A 14,946-nucleotide genomic window follows, 5' to 3' on the forward strand; every position below is an offset into this window, starting at 1 on the left:
GCTCAGCGTGCCGGCAGGCTCATGACCATCGTCCCGTCCCAGCGCACGCGGGAGGTGTCGGCGGCGTTCTGCGCGGGTGCCGGGCGGCTGGGTGGAGAGGACGACGGCGTGTTGCTGCCCTGGGTGGCGCGCGTCAGGTGCGCCTCGCGCGGCACGGCACGCGCATTGCTGCGGGCCTGCGCGAGCCATTGCGCGAGCGCTTCGGCCGGCGCGCCCCGCATGGCGATCGTCACGCCTTCGCCGGCGTTCGCGGATTGCAGTTGTGCGTTGGGTCCGAAGTTGTCGCGCACCGAGGTCTCGAGCGCACGCAGCGCGTCGCCGCGGTTCGCGCGCGGCTGCGCCTGGAGTGTCTTGGCCTGCATCTGCAGACTGGTCATCTGCTGCAGCTGTGCATCGAGCCTTGCATGTTCGGCGGCGGCCGAAGACAGCGTGCCCAGCGCCGGCGCCAGCGCGAGCCACCAGATCAGCGCCAGCGCGACCAGCGCCGCCGCGATCGCGATCAGCCGCTGCTCGCGCGGCTCGAGCTCGGGCCACCAGGCCTGCCAGCGCGCCTCGAGCGCATCGATCCATGTCATCGCGCGGCCTCCGCCTGGACGAGCAGAAGATCGCCTTCGCTGCGCGCGCCGTAGCCGCGCGAGGACAGCGCGGTCGCGAGGCTGTTCACGTCGCTTTCCTGCAGCCCCAGGCCGCGCAGCCGCAACTGCCCGGCACTGAAGTCGATGGCGCTCGGGATGCGGCCTTGCGGCAGGCTCGCGGCCAGCGCGGCGAGCATGGGTTCGAGATCCGCCGACGCGACGCCGCCGGTGGCCTGCTGCAGCGCCGCGACCTCGTGCGCCATCTGCACCGGTGCATCGACCACCAGCTTCACCGAAGGGAAGGTCTGGGTCAGGATGCTGCGCACCGCGTTGCGCTTGGCATCGAGGGCATGGCGCTCCTTCCACGCCCAGGCGTTGAGGCCGACGAACTGGGCGAGCACCAGCACCAGCGCGCCCCAGCGCGCGGCACGCCAGCGCGGCGCCAGCCACAGCGCGCGCCAGGTCGCCATCAGCTTCTTGCTGGCGCGGGCGCGGCCGGTGGATGCCAGGTCGAACTGCGCGAGATCCCAGGGCGAGCGGCTGGCCTGCAGCCATCGGGTCGCCGGCTTGACGATCGGGACGGAGCGCCCCAGCAGGCTTTCGGCGGACTCGGCCACTGCGGGTTCGGCCAGCATCGTGGTGTCTTCGGGCAGCGCGCCGGCCAGCGCGATGCCGGCGCTTTCGAGCGGCACCACCGCGACGCCCTCGCGATCGCAGACCACGAACTGCGCTGCGCCGGGTTCGCCGATCGCGAAAACCATGGCCGGCGAGCCGGCCGGCTGCGGCGCGAATTCGGGGACGATGCGCGTGACGCGGCGGCCGGCCCCCTCGAGGGCCTGCACGGCACTGCGCAGCCAGATGCGGTTGCAGGCCGCCACCCACACGGGCGTGCCAGCGCGTGCGCCGGGCTCCAGCGCGAAATGAAGCAGTTCGGGCTCGTCGAGCAGACGATCCTCGAGCAGGCCGTTGAGGACCGAGCGCACGCGCACGGCGCCGCTCATGCTGCCTTGGGGCAGCGTGACCTGATGCCACGACAGCGCGGCCGCCGGCACGCCGAGGATCACCTCTTCGCTGCTCGGCAGCAGCGCCGGCGGTGCACTGCCCTGGGCGCGCAGCTTGCGGCCATCGGTGGACCACAGCGCCCAGCTGTACTCGCCGCCGGCTGGTGCGGGCGCGAGAGGAAGGGTGACGAACAGCAAGGCCATGCGGATGAGGTCGAAAGGGTCGCTATTGTAGGAGCGGGGTGACATGCGACGCTACAGATTTGATAGCGTCTGCCGCAGATCCTGCGGGCGTTGTACTGATTTTCTATCCGAGTCGTGTGAAGAAGCCCGCAGCTTCAGGGTGTGGGCGCGGCGGCCGTGGCGCCGGCACCACGTTCGCGCCACACGATGCGCACGTTGATGCCGTCGCGCTGCAACAGCGAGCGCTCTTCGACCCAGGTGCGATCGATGCGCAATCGTCCGTAGACCTCGAAGTAACTGGTCGACACGCTGTAGGACCCGCCGGTCAGCTGGACCGAAGTCCCGGCGAGCAGCGCGGATGCGTCGTCGACGGTGCGAAAGTAACTGTGCGTACGCTGCGCGACGAGCCGCTTGGCGCCGGCCAGGTCGAGTGCCGGCACGCTGGCGAACAGCGCCTCCGCGCTGGCGGTGTTGATGTTGAGCGGCGTGCGCGCCGGCAGGATGGTGACGTAAGGGTCCAGCGCGGCCACCGTGGAGGGTGACAGGCCGAGCCAGACGAGCTGATAGACGTGCTGCGGAAGGAGCGGCCCGGCGGCCGAGCTGTCACCCGTGCTCGTGACGGTGGTGGGCACCGGGGCAGCGCCGATGACACCCGGCGCTGCCGCCGTGGCTGGCGTGCTCGCATTGCTCGCCGGCAGCGCGCGCTGCAGGTTCGTGGTCAGGATCCCGACCTCCTGCACCGGCAGGTCCAGCAGTTCGAACAACTTGGTGAATGCGGCAACGGCCATCGCGACCGGTTTTCCGCCATCCACCAGGTTCAGCACATTGAGCTTGGACTGGGCATCGACGATGCGGCCAGAAAGAAAGGCCTCGGGCAGGCCCTCGACGGCGTCGCTCGCGACGTTCTTGTTGGCGGACAGGAAGCTCGACAGCTTGGCTTCGGCGAGCGGGACCGCCCACGGCTCGGCCAGATGATCCGCGCCATTGCCGCCGCCCGCGCGCGCGTCCTCGCGCAGGATGAGTCGCGACCAGTCGAGCGCACCGACCAGCACCCAGGCCGATTGCATCCGTGCGCGCTCGGCCGCCTCGACCTCGACCGCGCGCCACTGCTGCCACAGCGCCGCCGCGGCGAAGGTCGCGACCAGCGTCACGGTCAGCATGGCGGTCAGCAGGGCGGCGCCGAGCTGGCGGCCACGGTGGGGGTGGGCGCGGCGCTTCATGACTTGGGCGCGGTCGCGGACGGCCGGACCCAGTCCTTCGTGAGCATGCCGGCGAGCGCGGGGCCGGGCGGCAGACTCAGGACCAGGCGAATGCCGTCGGGCTCTGGCGTGGCCGCCCCGAGTTCGTCGGCACCGACCGCGGGACTCCAACTGCCGTTGCGGAAGTAGTAGAGCTGCCAGGCAGCGACCGGCATCAGGCTCACATCGGCGCCCTGCGCCTGGGCGTTGCCGTCCTGGCCCCACGCGGCGGCCTGGTCCCAGGCCTGCTGCCAATCGGGCCGGCTCGTGACGCCGGGCGACTGCCATCGATGCCAGCGCGCGCCCACTGCGGCGTCGGCGCGCAAGGTCCAGGCGACGACGTAGACCATGGGGGTGGCGTTGTCGGTGCTGCGTCGCGTGAGCCGCAGAACCCGGCCGTCCCAATCGATCGCGCGGACCTGTGCCAGGGCCACCGTGGCGTCGAGGTCGGTGTTCCATTGCGTCAGCGTGGTCTGCAGCGTCAGCACCGTGTCGCCGCGCTCCCGGTTCTGCGCCTGCGCGCGGGCCATTCCGTCGAGGCCGCGCCAGCTCATCAAGGCGAGCAGCGCCATGATCGCGATGGCGACCATGAGCTCGATCAGCGTGAAGCCGCGGGACGGACGCATCAGTAGCGCGCCACGACGGTGGACAGCTGCAGGAGCGGCGCGTCGGCGGCGTCCCGCACCTGGACGTCGACGCGCCGGAAGTTCGGGTTCAGGGTCGGTGAGGTCGATACCGTCACGCCGAAATCGACGTTGGCCTGGGTGCAGACCGAACCCGCATCGCCGATCGCCGGCATCTGCTGGGCGAGGCGGGCCTTGACCAGTTCGTTCTCGGCGCAGAGCTGGGCCAGCAACATGTCCGACTGGCGCTGCGCGTTGCGCGTGAGTGCCATCGTGGCCTGCGTGCCGGCCATCAGCGCGATGGCGACGATGCCCAGCGCGACCAGAACCTCGATCAAGGTGAAGCCGCGCAGAGCGGGCCGGCGCTGCCGCTTCATGGAGAGATCACCGCGAAAGGACGCAAGCCGTCGGTCCCGATGCGCAGGCTGTGAGGCGGCGTGCCTTCGGCGGTCAGCACCACTTGCTGCGCAGGGATGATCGGATCCGGGCCCAGTTGCAATGCCGCGATGGCCGAACCGTCGGCGGCCAGGGGCTGCGCGCTGATGCCTTCGGCAAGCCACGAGCTGGGCAGCGCACCGGCGGGCAAGCCATCGAAGCTGAAATCGGCAGGTCCTTGCGGCGTGAGGCGCCAGCGAACCACGACGCCGCTGGCGCGCGATTGCGCGCGCGCGGATTCGAGCAACGCGGCGAGCCGCTCGGCTTCGCGGTCGATCCCGGCGCTGCCCGAATCGCGCAATGCGAGCCCGACGCCGGCCGTTGCGAGCGCGATGATGGCGACGACCACCAGCAGTTCGAGCAGCGTGAAGCCGCCGATCCGGCGGCGGATGCGACCGAGCCGACCCCAGCGCCGGCTATTGCCAGCTGCCGATGTCGGCATTCTTGCCTTCGCCGCCGGGCTCCCCGTCGGCGCCGAGCGAAAACACGTCGACCTCGCCCTTGACGCCCGGATTCAGGTACTGATAGGGCCGGCCCCAGGGGTCGTTGGGCAGCTTTTCGACGTAGGGCTTCCAGTTGGGCGCAGCGGGCCCGCCGGTGGGACGGGTGAGCAGGGCCTGGAGGCCCTGTTCGGTCGTCGGATAGCGCTGGTTGTCGAGCCGGTAGAGCTTGAGCGCCTGCATCAGGTTGTTGACGTCGGTCCTGGCGGCGGTGACGCGGGCATCGTCGGCGCGCTCGATGACGTTCGGCACAATCAGCGCTGCGAGCACGCCGATGATGACGAGCACGACCATGAGTTCGATCAGGGTGAAACCGCGCTGGAGTGCACGTGCGGGAAGGCGATGGGAGAGGGTCATGAAGATGGGGCGAAACGTCGAGGCGGCGGTCGCGCCGCGGTTGGCTGAATGATAATCCGGCCCCATGTCCGTTCCCTATGCACCCGCCCGCTGGCCCGCAGCCACTGCGACGGCCGTCCTGTGGGCCTTGGCGGCCGCGAGCTGCGTGTTTTGGGGATTGCGGTTGACGGCGCCGTCCGATGCGATCGCACCGCCCGCCGTGGTCACGCCGCCGGCTACCGTGGACACGGCGGCGGTCGCGCACCTGCTGGGCGCTGCCCCCTCGCAGGTCGTCGCGCCGACCGCGCCCGATGCGGCCAGTCGCTTCGTCCTGCTCGGCGTGGTGGCCGACACCGACCGTCAAGGGGCGGCCCTGATTGCGGTCGACGGCAAGCCGGCACGGCCCTTTCGGGTCGGCGCCAGGATCGGCGAGAGCTACGTGTTGCAGTCGGTGAGCGCGCGCGCCGCGACATTGGGCACAGGACCCGACTCGGCGCCGGCGTTCACCTTGCAGTTGCCGGTTCAGCCGCTCGCGGTGATGACGCCGCCGGCCGCGCCAGTCGTGCCGGCCGCGCAACGCTGACGGCGCCGGCCGCGCCGCGGACTCAGGCCTGCAGAAAGAGCCGATACACCGGATTGCCGGTTTCTTCCACGAACGGATAGTCGAGCGTCCGGAGGAACTCGTCGAAGGCGGCGTGGTCGGCCGACGGTACCTGGAGTCCCACCAGGATGCGTCCGTAGTCGGCGCCCTGGTTGCGATAGTGAAACAGGCTGATGTTCCAGTTCGGCCGCATCAGGTTCAGGAATTTCAACAACGCGCCAGGCCGCTCGGGGAACACGAAGCGCAGAAGCCGTTCGTCCTGCGCCAGGCCGGTTCGCCCGCCGACCATGTGCCGGATGTGTTCCTTGGCGAGTTCGTCATGCGTGAGGTCGATGGCGCCGAAGCCGTGGGCGACGAAGGTCTCGGCGATCGTCCTGGATTCGCCGCGCGTCGTCGTGGTCAGGCCGACGAACACGTGCGCTTCCTTGGTATCGCTGATCCGGTAGTTGAACTCGGTCACGTTGCGCGACGCACCCGGCAACTCGCCCACCAGTTCGCAGAAGCGGCGAAAGCTGCCGCGTTCCTCGGGAATGGTCACTGCGAACAGCGCCTCGCGCTCTTCGCCCACCTCGGCGCGCTCGGCCACGAAGCGAAGCCGATCGAAATTCATGTTGGCGCCGCAGAGGATCGCCGCGTAGGTCTCGCCCCGCGTGCCGTGTGCCTCGACATACTGCTTGATGGCGGCCACGGCGAGCGCGCCCGCAGGTTCGACGATGCTGCGGGTGTCGATGAACACGTCCTTGATGCCGGCGCACACGGCATCGGTGTCGACCGTGACGAACTCGTCCACCAGCTCGCGCGCGATCCGAAAGGTTTCCTCGCCGACGAGCTTGACGGCAGTGCCGTCGGAAAACAGCCCGACATCGTTCAGCGTCACCCGCTCGCGCGCCGAGACGGATTGCAGCATCGCATCCGAATCGTTCATCTGGACGCCGATCACCTTGATCTCCGGCCGTACGGCCTTGATGTAGTTGGCCACGCCCGAGATCAGGCCGCCGCCGCCGATGGCGACGAATACCGCGTCGAGCCGACCCTGGTGCTGGCGGAGAATCTCCATCGCGATGGTGCCCTGTCCGGCGATGACGTCGGGGTCGTCGAAGGGATGCACGAAGGTCAGGCCGTGCAGCTTTTGCTGCTCGAGCGCATGTACGTAGGCATCCGAGTAGCTGTCACCATGCAGTTGCACCTCGCCGCCCAATGCGCGCACGGCGTCGATCTTGAGTTGAGGCGTGGTTACCGGCATGACCACCACCGCGCGCGTGCCAAGTTTGCGGGCGCCTAGTGCCACGCCCTGGGCGTGATTGCCGGCGGAAGCGCAGATGACGCCGTTGGCGAGCTGTTCGGCGCTCAGATGTGCCATCTTGTTATAGGCACCACGCAGCTTGAAGCTGAAGACGGGTTGCTGATCCTCGCGCTTGAGAAGCACCGTGTTGCCGAGTCTGGCGCTCAGTGCATGCGCCGGCTCGAGAGCGGATTCCACCGCGACGTCGTACACGCGGGCCGTCAGGATTTTCTTCAGGTAGTCGGCAGGGGAGAGCGGCGGGTTCGGCTTGGACATGGAGCAGCGATCATAGGTCCGTCGTCGTGGCGCCCGGCGCGGCAAGAAAAAAGCCCCGGGCCTTGCGGCCCGGGGCTAAATCCACCAATTGGGAGGGTGGAGGAGACAACCGGTGCACACATCGGTGTGCGATGAAATAAAGTATATCGATTGTTTGTTGCGTTGCAACAAGCATGTGGCGCTTTTCGAACAAAAATTCACGGCAGCGAACTTTTGCTGCCTGCATGCAACCTTCTGGAGTCCGCATCAATGGAATGCACAGTCAGTTGGACCGGCAACACCGGCACGCGATCCGCCATGGGCTTCGTCGCGGAGACCGGAAGCGGCCATGTCATGGTGATGGATGGCGCCCCGGACGCCGCGAAGCCCGAAAACGGCGGGCAGAATCTCGCGCCTCGGCCCATGGAGACCGTTCTGGCCGGTACGGGTGGCTGCACCGCTTACGATGTGGTCATGATCCTGAAGCGTGGCCGGCACCAGGTCGAGCGCTGCAGCGTCAAGCTGACCAGCGAACGTGCCGAGAAAGACCCGAAGGTCTTCACCAAGATCCACATGCACTTCACCGTTGCCGGCAAGCGGATTCCTGCCGCCGCCGTGGAACGCGCCATCGCCCTGAGTCACGAGACTTATTGTTCGGCCAGCATCATGTTGGCCAAGACAGCTGAAATCACGACCAGCTTCGATCTGATCGAAGCCTGAGCGCAGGGCTGCGCCGGTTCAGATGCGGTGGGCGACCGTCGTCATGACGCGCGATGCCCAACGCATCAGCCCTTTCACGGGTGCGGGCAGTTCCGTCGCGCCCGCACTCCATGCCTGTGCTGCGTGGCGTGCCTCGTCCAACTTCATCTGGGTGATCACGGCTCTCGAGGCGGTGTCGCCCGCGGGCAGGCGGCCAAGATGGCCATCCAGATGTGCTTCCACCTGCCGCTCGGTCTCGGCCACGAAACCCAGGCTCAGCGGATCGCCGAGGCGGCCGGCGATCATGCCAAGTCCCAGTGCGCCGGCATACCAGAGCGGATTCAGCAAGGAAGGCCGGGCGCCCAGTTCGTCGAGCCTTTGCTGCGTCCAGGCGAGGTGGTCGGTTTCTTCGCGCGCGGCTGCCGTGAAGTGACCGCGCAGGACCGGGTCGCTGGTGACCGCCGCTTGCCCCGTATACAAGGCTTGTGCGCACACCTCGCCCACATGATTGACGCGCATCAAGGCGCCGGCCTCACGCCGTTCCGCGTCGGTCAACTCGCCAGATGGAACGGGTGGCAAGGGGGCCGCTCGGGTGGCGTGCGGTTTTGCGAGCAAGGTGCGCAGCGCGGCATCCGTCAGCTCCAGGATGGAATCTAGAGATCGGTTCATGGGCCGATTGGAACCCATGCGGAATGAGGATCCGACGCGGCGGTCTTTTTCACATTGTGGTGCGGCCAAGGCCGTCAAAAATCTGTTGCACCACTGCAACGAAACATTGCGCCCTTCGGAGATTTCGGCGGAATTGCTTTGCCCTGAAGAAGCGCCTCTGGTGCAATAGCGACAACTTCCCAAAAGGAGGTTGGCCCGGGGTCCGGTGGGAGCACAAAGTGCCAGTCACGGTGAGCCCTTCGCGCCGGAGCCCTATGTTTAACCTTGGAGAAACTTGCAATGATGAAAAAATCTCTAGTTGCCTTGGCTGCACTGGCTGTTGTCGGTGTGGCCTCGGCTCAGTCGTCCGTGACGCTGTTCGGCATCGTGGACGCCTCGATCAGCGGCTACACGAACAAGTCGGAAGATCGGAACTTCGCGACCCTTCTGAACCCGTTCTATGTGAACCAAGGTAGCGTGAAGACGAGTCAGACCGTGTTGGCCAATTCGGGCTACAACTCCAGCCGTTTGGGCTTCCGTGGTACGGAAGACCTCGGTGGTGGCCTGGCAGCCAGCTTCTGGCTCGAAGCCCCGATCAGCAACGATGACGGCCAAACCGGCGTCAGCACCTTCGCGCGTCGTTCGACGGTCAGCCTGTCGGGTGGTTTCGGTGAAATCCGCCTGGGTCGTGACTACACCGCGACGTTCTGGAACGACACCGTGTTCGATCCGTTCGGCACCAACGGCGTCGGCACCAGCCTGGTGTTCCGGGCGAACGCTGGCTCCAATGCCTTCCCTGGCTTCGTGAATTCGAACACCGGTGGTGTGACCAACGTGGGCGGTAGCAACTATGTTCGCGCAAGCAACATGATCGGCTACTTCCTGCCGCCGAACCTGGGTGGTTTCTACGGTCAAGTTCAGTACGCCTTCAACGAGAAGACGCACTTTGACTCTGGCATCCCAGCGATCGCCAACACGAACCAAGACACGCGCACGGGCCGTTACGTGGGTGGCCGTTTCGGCTACGCCAACGGTCCTCTGGACGTCGCGGCTTCTTACGGCGAAAGCACGATCGCCAGCGCTTTCGGTCCAGGCACTACCACCAACCTGGACTCGTTCAACTTGGGCGCTTCGTATGACTTCGGTCCTGCCAAGCTGTTCGGCGAATACTCGCGGACGAAGAACAAGGTTGACTACGCGATCGCTCCGCTGGTTCGCGCCAACGACATCAAGGTCGACGGCTACCTGCTCGGCGTGACGGTGCCGGTCGGCCCTGGCTTGATCCGCGCTTCGTACGGTCATGTCAAGTACGACTACAACCTGCCGTTCTCGACTGTGGGCGATCCGAAGGCTGACCAACTGGCTCTTGGCTATGTGCACAACCTGTCGAAGCGCACTGCGCTGTACGCCACGGTTGCCTACATCAAGAACAAGAACGGTGCGAACCTGACCACCGGCGGCCCCGCTTTCTACACCGCTGGCGTCTTCACCCCGAAGTCCTCGATCGGCTACGACTTCGGTATCCGTCACGCTTTCTGATTTGACGCTGGCGTCAGCCAGCTTCGAATGAAAAGCTCAAAAGCCGCCCGACGCGAGTCGGGCGGCTTTTTTTTTGCCCGCGTCAATTTGCCCAGGACAAAGAAGCGCTCCGATCTGGTGCGACCCCCGGGGAACCCCCGCATGGGCACGCACATTGCTCTGCTAGCATCGTTGTACACACCCTCTGCTGATGATTGCTTTCGTATTGCGCCGTTTGATTCAGGCCGTGATCGTGATGGTCGCGGTTGCCTTCATCGCCTTCTTGCTGTTTCAGTATGTCGGGGATCCCATCGTGTTCCTGCTGGGCCAGGACGCGTCTCCGGAGCAAATTCGCACATTGCGCGCCGACCTGGGGCTCGATCAGTCCTTCGTCGTGCAGTTCTGGCATTTTCTTGTCCATGCGGCGCAGGGGGAGTTCGGTCTGAGCCTGCGGCAAGGCGCCAAGGTGTCGCGCCTCATCGGAGAGCGCTTTCCGGCCACCCTGGAACTGTCCTTGGTCGCCGCCCTGCTGGCTCTTCTGATCGGCATGCCGATGGGTGTCTACACGGCATTGCGGCGTGGAACGTTCATGAGCCAGGTGTTCATGACCATTTCCCTGCTGGGTGTCTCGCTGCCGACTTTCCTGATCGGCATTCTGTTGATCCTGGTCTTTGCCGTGATGCTGAGTTGGTTTCCCAGCTTCGGACGTGGCGCCACGGTGCAGCTCGGCTGGTGGAGCACCGGCCTGCTCAAGGCTGACGGCTGGTACCACATCGTGCTGCCGGCAGTGACGCTGGCCATCTTTCAACTCACGTTGATCATGCGGCTCGTGCGCGCCGAGATGCTCGAGGTATTGCGCACCGATTACATCAAGTTCGCCCGTGCCCGAGGCCTGTCGGATCGCGCCATCCATTTCGGCCATGCGCTCAAGAACACCTTGGTGCCGGTGATCACCATCACCGGCCTTCAGCTGGGAGGGCTCATCGCGTTCGCGATCATCACCGAGTCCGTCTTCCAGTGGCCCGGCATGGGCCTGTTGTTCATTCAGGCAGTGACCTTTGCGGACATTCCGGTCATGGCAGCCTATCTTTGCCTGATCGCCCTGATCTTCGTCGTCATCAACCTGGTGGTCGATCTGCTCTACTTCGCGGTCGATCCCCGGCTTCGCGTCGGCAATGCCGCGGGAGGCCATTGACGATGTCGCAGCCGCGCATTCAGGCCTCGGGACGGGCGTTCTCCCACATCGCACGCTTCTATCCCGAGATCATCGCCTTTCGAAGAGATCTTCATGCGCATCCCGAACTCGGCTTCGAGGAGGTCTACACGGCCGCACGCGTCCAGGAAGCGCTGAAGGCATGCGGCGTGGACGAGATCCACACCGGCATCGGCAAGACGGGCGTGGTCGGCGTGATCCACGGCCGCGGTACAGCCAGCGGCCGCATGATCGGCCTGCGCGCGGACATGGATGCCTTGCCGATGTGCGAGGACAACGAATTCTCCTGGCGCTCCGCCAAGACCGGCTTGATGCACGGCTGCGGCCACGACGGCCATACGGCGATGCTGGTCGGGGCCGCCCGCTACCTTGCCGAGACACGCGACTTCGATGGCACGGCCGTGCTCATTTTCCAACCCGGAGAAGAGGGCTTCGCAGGCGCCCGCGTGATGATCGAAGACGGCCTGTTCGACCGCTTCCCCGTTCAATCCGTCTACGCCATGCACAACTGGCCGGGCCTGCCGGCCGGCACGGTCGGCATCAATCGCGGCGCGATGATGGCGGCGGCCGACCGCATCACGATCGACGTCACCGGCAAGGGCGGTCACGGCGCGCACGCCTATCTGACCGTCGATCCGGTCCTCGTGTCCGCACACATCATCACCGCGGTTCAAAGCATCGTGTCGCGCAACGTGCGCCCCATCGACGCGGCCGTGGTCAGCATCTGCGCCGTCCAGACCGGCGACCTGGGCGCCATGAGCGTGGTGCCGGGGAAGGCCACGTTGGTGGGAACCGTGAGGACCTTCAGCGCCCGCGTGCAGACGCTCGTCGAGCAGCGTCTGGTCGAATTGTGCAGCGCGGTGGCCGCGGCTTTCGGCGCGACGGCCCAGGTGAAGTTCGAGCACATCTATCCCGCCACCATCAACACCGCGCCCGAGGCTGTGTTTGCCGGCGACGTGGCCCAGTCGCTGGTCGGTGCACACAACGTCGAGCGCAACATGGAGCCGAGCATGGGCGCCGAGGACTTCTCGTTCATGCTGCAGAAGAAGGCAGGCGCCTATCTGCGCATCGGCCAGGACGCCAAGGGAGGCGCCTTCCTGCACAACAGCCGGTACGACTTCAACGATGAAATCCTGCCGCTCGGCGCCGCGCTGCACGCGGGGCTCGTCGAGCAGGGCATGCCGCTGGCCGAGGCCGGCAAATCCAAGAGCAAGCTCGCATCCGCGGCGTCTTGACTCCATCTTCAACCCCGAGGAGTGCTTCCCATGAATCTGAAGAAAAAAAACCTGATCGCCACAGCCGCAGGGATGGTGCTGGCTGGCGCGAGCCTGGTGGCGAGCGCGCAGACCATCCGGATCGCGAATCAGGGGGATGCACTCTCGCTCGACCCGCACTCGCTCAACGAGTCGCTGCAATTGAGCGTGGACGCCAACGTCTATGAAACGCTGGTGGGTCGAAACAAGGATCTGAGCCTGGCGCCGCTGCTGGCCACGAGCTGGAAGCAGACCTCGCCGAACGTGTGGCGCTTCGAACTGCGCAAGGGCGTTCAATTTCAGGACGGCACGCCGTTCACCGCCGACGACGTGGTGTTCAGCTTCGCGCGCGCGAAGGGCGACGGCTCGGACATGAAGGCCACGCTGAACGAGGTCAAAGAAGTGCGCAAGGTCAACGACTACGCCGTCGAGATCGAAACCGCGGGGCCGTTCCCGATTCTTCCCGACGTGATCTCGCTGACGATGATCATGAGCAAGAAATGGTGCGAGGCCAATCAGGCCGTCAAGCCCGTCGACAAGCGCAAGGGCATCGAGAACACCGCGTCGTTCAAGGCCAATGGCACAGGGCCTTTCAAGGTGCGCGAACGCCAGCCCGACGTGCGGACGGTCTTCGTTCGCAACCCGAACTACTGGGGAAAGATCGAAGGCAACGCCCAGGAGATCATCTTCACGCCGATCGCCAACCCGGCCACGCGCGTCGCCGCCCTGGTGTCGGGCGAGGTCGACGTGATGGAGCCGGTGCCGGTGCAGGACATCGCCCGTGTCAATGCCAGTCCCAATGCGCGCGTCATCTCGGGCCCGGAATTGCGCACCATCTTCCTGGGCATGGACCAGAAGCGCGACGAGCTGCTGTACTCGAGCGTCAAGGGCAAGAACCCCTTCAAGGACAAGCGCGTGCGTCAGGCCTTCTACCAGGCGATCGACATCGTCGGCATCCAGCGCACCGTGATGCGCGGCGCCTCGCGTCCCACCGCCTTGCTCGTCGGCCCCGGCATCAACGGCTGGACCGCCGAACAGGACAAGCGTCTTCCCTACGACGTCGATGCGGCGAAGAAGCTGCTGACCGAGGCCGGCTATCCGAACGGCTTCGAGGTCACGCTGAACTGCCCCAACGACCGCTACGTCAACGACGGCCAAATCTGCCAGAGCGTGGCGGCCAACCTCGCGAAGATCGGCGTCAAGATCAACCTCGCCGCCGAGACCAAGGGCACCTACTTCCCCAAGGTGCTGCGGCGCGACACCAGCTTCTACATGCTCGGCTGGACGCCCACGACCTACGATGCGCACAACGCGCTCAGTTCGCTGACGCAATGCCCAGACGACAAGGGCGCCGGCCAGTTCAACCTGGGCGCCTATTGCAATCCGAAGCTCGACGAGATCACCAAGAAGATCCAGTCCGAGACCGACAAGACCAAGCGCAACGAGCTGATCAAGGAAGCCTTCAAGATCCATGCGGACGACGTCGGCCATCTGCCGCTGCACCAGCAGTCGCTGGCCTGGGGCGTGAGCAAGAAGGTCGAGCTGACCCAGCTGGCCGACAACTTCATGTACTTCAAGTGGATGAGCATCAAGCCTTGAGCGCTCGATGAAATGACCATCGCGGGGCCCGCGTCTGCGGGCCCCGTTCTGTCTGCCCCACGATGAAAAAAACCCTAACGCGCTGGCTCGACAGCGACGTCGGCTACAGCTTCCGCAGCTCGCCGGTGGCGATGTCCGCGGCCGTGATCGCCTTCATCTGCATCTTCTGCGCAGTGTTCGCGGGCTGGGTGTCGCCCTACAACCCGTTCGATCTCGCGTCGCTCCAACTGGGCGACGCGCGGCTGCCGCCGGCCTGGAGCGCCGAAGGTTCGGCCAAGTACCTGCTCGGCACCGACGACCAGGGCCGCGACATCCTGTCGGCGGTGATCTACGGCGCGCGCATCTCGCTCGTGGTCGGGTTGGTGTCGGTGGCGTTGTCGGTGCTGGTCGGCGTGCTGTTCGGCCTCTTGGCCGGCTTCTGGGGCGGCTGGCTCGATGCCTTCCTGATGCGCGTGTGCGACGTCATGCTGTCGTTCCCGGCCATCCTCGTGGCGCTGCTGATCTCCGGCGTCGGCCGCGCGCTGTTCCCGAATGCGCCGACCTCGGTGGCGTTCGGCGTGCTGATCATTTCCATCACGCTGGGCGGCTGGGTACAGTACGCCCGCACCGTGCGTGGATCCACTTTGGTCGAGCGCAACAAGGAATACGTGCAGGCCGCGCGCGTGACCGGCGTATCGCCCTGGCGCATCATGGTGCGGCACGTGCTGCCGAATGTGATGGGGCCCGTGCTGGTGCTGGCCACCATCCAGGTCGCGACCGCGATCATCACCGAGGCGACGCTGTCCTTTCTCGGCGTCGGCGTCCCGCCGACCTCGCCATCGCTGGGTACGCTGATCCGCGTCGGCAACGACTACCTGTTCTCGGGCGAGTGGTGGATCACGGTATTCCCGGGCGCGATGCTGGTGCTGATCTCGTTGAGCGTGAACCTGCTCGGCGACTGGCTGCGCGATGCCCTCAATCCGCGCTTGCGCTGAAGGCCCAGCACCC

17 protein-coding genes are annotated in these 14,946 nt (G+C 66.1%); 7 read left to right on the plus strand and 10 right to left on the minus strand.

Features of this window, described 5'->3' with window-relative positions; genetic code table 11:
- Nucleotides 1–2 precede the first annotated feature (2 nt).
- The 7 genes from gspM to gspG form a co-directional block, all read right to left on the minus strand.
- A complete protein-coding gene (gspM, locus tag WDLP6_RS05115; RefSeq protein ID WP_162591480.1) occupies nt 3–575 on the minus strand; it encodes a type II secretion system protein GspM in 573 nt (190 codons plus the stop codon).
- On the minus strand, nt 572–1,780 hold the full coding sequence (gene gspL / locus WDLP6_RS05120; RefSeq protein ID WP_162591481.1) for a type II secretion system protein GspL: 1,209 nt from the start codon (nt 1,778–1,780) through the stop codon (nt 572–574). The genes gspM and gspL overlap by 4 nt, the downstream gene beginning before the upstream one ends.
- Nucleotides 1,781–1,914: 134 nt before the next feature.
- Nucleotides 1,915–2,979, minus strand: coding sequence for a type II secretion system minor pseudopilin GspK (gene gspK, locus WDLP6_RS05125; protein ID WP_162591482.1), 1,065 nt, complete (start codon nt 2,977–2,979; stop codon nt 1,915–1,917).
- The gene (locus WDLP6_RS05130) at nt 2,976–3,623 is read right to left on the minus strand and encodes a PulJ/GspJ family protein (protein WP_162591483.1); all 648 of its coding nucleotides are present in this window, start codon (nt 3,621–3,623) and stop codon (nt 2,976–2,978) included. Before WDLP6_RS05130 ends, gspK begins: the two co-directional genes overlap by 4 nt.
- Nucleotides 3,623–3,997 carry a type II secretion system minor pseudopilin GspI gene (gspI, locus tag WDLP6_RS05135; protein WP_162591484.1) on the minus strand — a complete coding sequence of 125 codons (375 nt, stop codon included), beginning with the start codon at nt 3,995–3,997 and terminating at the stop codon, nt 3,623–3,625. Before gspI ends, WDLP6_RS05130 begins: the two co-directional genes overlap by 1 nt.
- A complete protein-coding gene (locus WDLP6_RS05140) occupies nt 3,994–4,497 on the minus strand; it encodes a prepilin-type N-terminal cleavage/methylation domain-containing protein (protein ID WP_162566102.1) in 504 nt (167 codons plus the stop codon). Before WDLP6_RS05140 ends, gspI begins: the two co-directional genes overlap by 4 nt.
- Nucleotides 4,472–4,912, minus strand: a complete 441-nt coding sequence (gene gspG / locus WDLP6_RS05145) for a type II secretion system major pseudopilin GspG (protein WP_162591485.1) — start codon at nt 4,910–4,912, stop codon at nt 4,472–4,474. Before gspG ends, WDLP6_RS05140 begins: the two co-directional genes overlap by 26 nt.
- A gap of 64 nt (nt 4,913–4,976) precedes the next feature.
- Between gspG and WDLP6_RS05150 the strand changes: the two genes are divergently transcribed.
- A complete protein-coding gene (locus WDLP6_RS05150) occupies nt 4,977–5,474 on the plus strand; it encodes a type II secretion system protein N (protein ID WP_162591486.1) in 498 nt (165 codons plus the stop codon).
- Nucleotides 5,475–5,496: 22 nt separating this feature from the next.
- On the opposite strand, the gene ilvA is transcribed toward WDLP6_RS05150, so the two are convergent.
- Together ilvA and WDLP6_RS05160 are read right to left on the minus strand one after the other, a co-directional pair.
- Nucleotides 5,497–7,050: a threonine ammonia-lyase, biosynthetic gene (gene ilvA / locus WDLP6_RS05155; protein WP_162591487.1), complete on the minus strand. Its 1,554-nt coding sequence runs from the start codon at nt 7,048–7,050 to the stop codon at nt 5,497–5,499.
- Nucleotides 7,051–7,060: 10 nt separating this feature from the next.
- Nucleotides 7,061–7,276 (minus strand): hypothetical protein, encoded by a 216-nt coding sequence (locus WDLP6_RS05160; RefSeq protein ID WP_162591488.1) that lies wholly within the window; start codon nt 7,274–7,276, stop codon nt 7,061–7,063.
- Nucleotides 7,277–7,299: 23 nt separating this feature from the next.
- Here WDLP6_RS05160 and WDLP6_RS05165 point away from each other — a divergent pair, with 23 nt between their 5' ends.
- Nucleotides 7,300–7,749 (plus strand): OsmC family protein, encoded by a 450-nt coding sequence (locus WDLP6_RS05165; RefSeq protein ID WP_162591489.1) that lies wholly within the window; start codon nt 7,300–7,302, stop codon nt 7,747–7,749.
- Between the two features lie 18 nt (nt 7,750–7,767).
- On the opposite strand, the gene coq7 is transcribed toward WDLP6_RS05165, so the two are convergent.
- Nucleotides 7,768–8,397, minus strand: coding sequence for a 2-polyprenyl-3-methyl-6-methoxy-1,4-benzoquinone monooxygenase (coq7, locus tag WDLP6_RS05170; RefSeq protein WP_162591490.1), 630 nt, complete (start codon nt 8,395–8,397; stop codon nt 7,768–7,770).
- A 282-nt stretch (nt 8,398–8,679) separates the two neighbouring features.
- Between coq7 and WDLP6_RS05175 the strand changes: the two genes are divergently transcribed.
- The 5 genes from WDLP6_RS05175 to WDLP6_RS05195 all read left to right on the plus strand — a co-directional run bounded on the left by WDLP6_RS05175 (nt 8,680) and on the right by WDLP6_RS05195 (nt 14,933).
- Nucleotides 8,680–9,915, plus strand: a complete 1,236-nt coding sequence (locus WDLP6_RS05175) for a porin (protein ID WP_162570343.1) — start codon at nt 8,680–8,682, stop codon at nt 9,913–9,915.
- A gap of 190 nt (nt 9,916–10,105) precedes the next feature.
- Nucleotides 10,106–11,089: an ABC transporter permease gene (locus WDLP6_RS05180; RefSeq protein WP_162566108.1), complete on the plus strand. Its 984-nt coding sequence runs from the start codon at nt 10,106–10,108 to the stop codon at nt 11,087–11,089.
- Between the two features lie 2 nt (nt 11,090–11,091).
- A complete protein-coding gene (locus WDLP6_RS05185; RefSeq protein ID WP_162591491.1) occupies nt 11,092–12,342 on the plus strand; it encodes a M20 aminoacylase family protein in 1,251 nt (416 codons plus the stop codon).
- 30 nt (nt 12,343–12,372) lie between these two features.
- Nucleotides 12,373–13,959, plus strand: coding sequence for an ABC transporter substrate-binding protein (locus tag WDLP6_RS05190; protein ID WP_174259847.1), 1,587 nt, complete (start codon nt 12,373–12,375; stop codon nt 13,957–13,959).
- 62 nt (nt 13,960–14,021) lie between these two features.
- Entirely contained in the window at nt 14,022–14,933 is a 912-nt protein-coding gene (locus tag WDLP6_RS05195) for an ABC transporter permease (protein WP_162591492.1), read from the plus strand.
- Nucleotides 14,934–14,946 lie beyond the last annotated feature (13 nt).

Source organism: Variovorax sp. PBL-E5, assembly GCF_901827185.1.
Classification (GTDB): Bacteria; Pseudomonadota; Gammaproteobacteria; order Burkholderiales; family Burkholderiaceae_C; genus Variovorax.

Excerpts from the sequence above, each read along its gene's own strand:
- gspM (WP_162591480.1), bottom strand. The coding sequence starts at position 575 with ATGACATGGATCGATGCGCTCGAGGCGCGCTGGCAGGCCTGGTGGCCC.
- gspL (WP_162591481.1), bottom strand. The coding sequence starts at position 1,780 with ATGGCCTTGCTGTTCGTCACCCTTCCTCTCGCGCCCGCACCAGCCGGC.
- gspK (WP_162591482.1), bottom strand. The coding sequence starts at position 2,979 with ATGAAGCGCCGCGCCCACCCCCACCGTGGCCGCCAGCTCGGCGCCGCC.
- WDLP6_RS05130 (WP_162591483.1), bottom strand. The coding sequence starts at position 3,623 with ATGCGTCCGTCCCGCGGCTTCACGCTGATCGAGCTCATGGTCGCCATC.
- gspI (WP_162591484.1), bottom strand. The coding sequence starts at position 3,997 with ATGAAGCGGCAGCGCCGGCCCGCTCTGCGCGGCTTCACCTTGATCGAG.
- WDLP6_RS05140 (WP_162566102.1), bottom strand. The coding sequence starts at position 4,497 with ATGCCGACATCGGCAGCTGGCAATAGCCGGCGCTGGGGTCGGCTCGGT.
- gspG (WP_162591485.1), bottom strand. The coding sequence starts at position 4,912 with ATGACCCTCTCCCATCGCCTTCCCGCACGTGCACTCCAGCGCGGTTTC.
- WDLP6_RS05150 (WP_162591486.1), top strand. The coding sequence starts at position 4,977 with ATGTCCGTTCCCTATGCACCCGCCCGCTGGCCCGCAGCCACTGCGACG.
- ilvA (WP_162591487.1), bottom strand. The coding sequence starts at position 7,050 with ATGTCCAAGCCGAACCCGCCGCTCTCCCCTGCCGACTACCTGAAGAAA.
- WDLP6_RS05160 (WP_162591488.1), bottom strand. The coding sequence starts at position 7,276 with ATGCAGGCAGCAAAAGTTCGCTGCCGTGAATTTTTGTTCGAAAAGCGC.
- WDLP6_RS05165 (WP_162591489.1), top strand. The coding sequence starts at position 7,300 with ATGGAATGCACAGTCAGTTGGACCGGCAACACCGGCACGCGATCCGCC.
- coq7 (WP_162591490.1), bottom strand. The coding sequence starts at position 8,397 with ATGAACCGATCTCTAGATTCCATCCTGGAGCTGACGGATGCCGCGCTG.
- WDLP6_RS05175 (WP_162570343.1), top strand. The coding sequence starts at position 8,680 with ATGAAAAAATCTCTAGTTGCCTTGGCTGCACTGGCTGTTGTCGGTGTG.
- WDLP6_RS05180 (WP_162566108.1), top strand. The coding sequence starts at position 10,106 with ATGATTGCTTTCGTATTGCGCCGTTTGATTCAGGCCGTGATCGTGATG.
- WDLP6_RS05185 (WP_162591491.1), top strand. The coding sequence starts at position 11,092 with ATGTCGCAGCCGCGCATTCAGGCCTCGGGACGGGCGTTCTCCCACATC.
- WDLP6_RS05190 (WP_174259847.1), top strand. The coding sequence starts at position 12,373 with ATGAATCTGAAGAAAAAAAACCTGATCGCCACAGCCGCAGGGATGGTG.
- WDLP6_RS05195 (WP_162591492.1), top strand. The coding sequence starts at position 14,022 with ATGAAAAAAACCCTAACGCGCTGGCTCGACAGCGACGTCGGCTACAGC.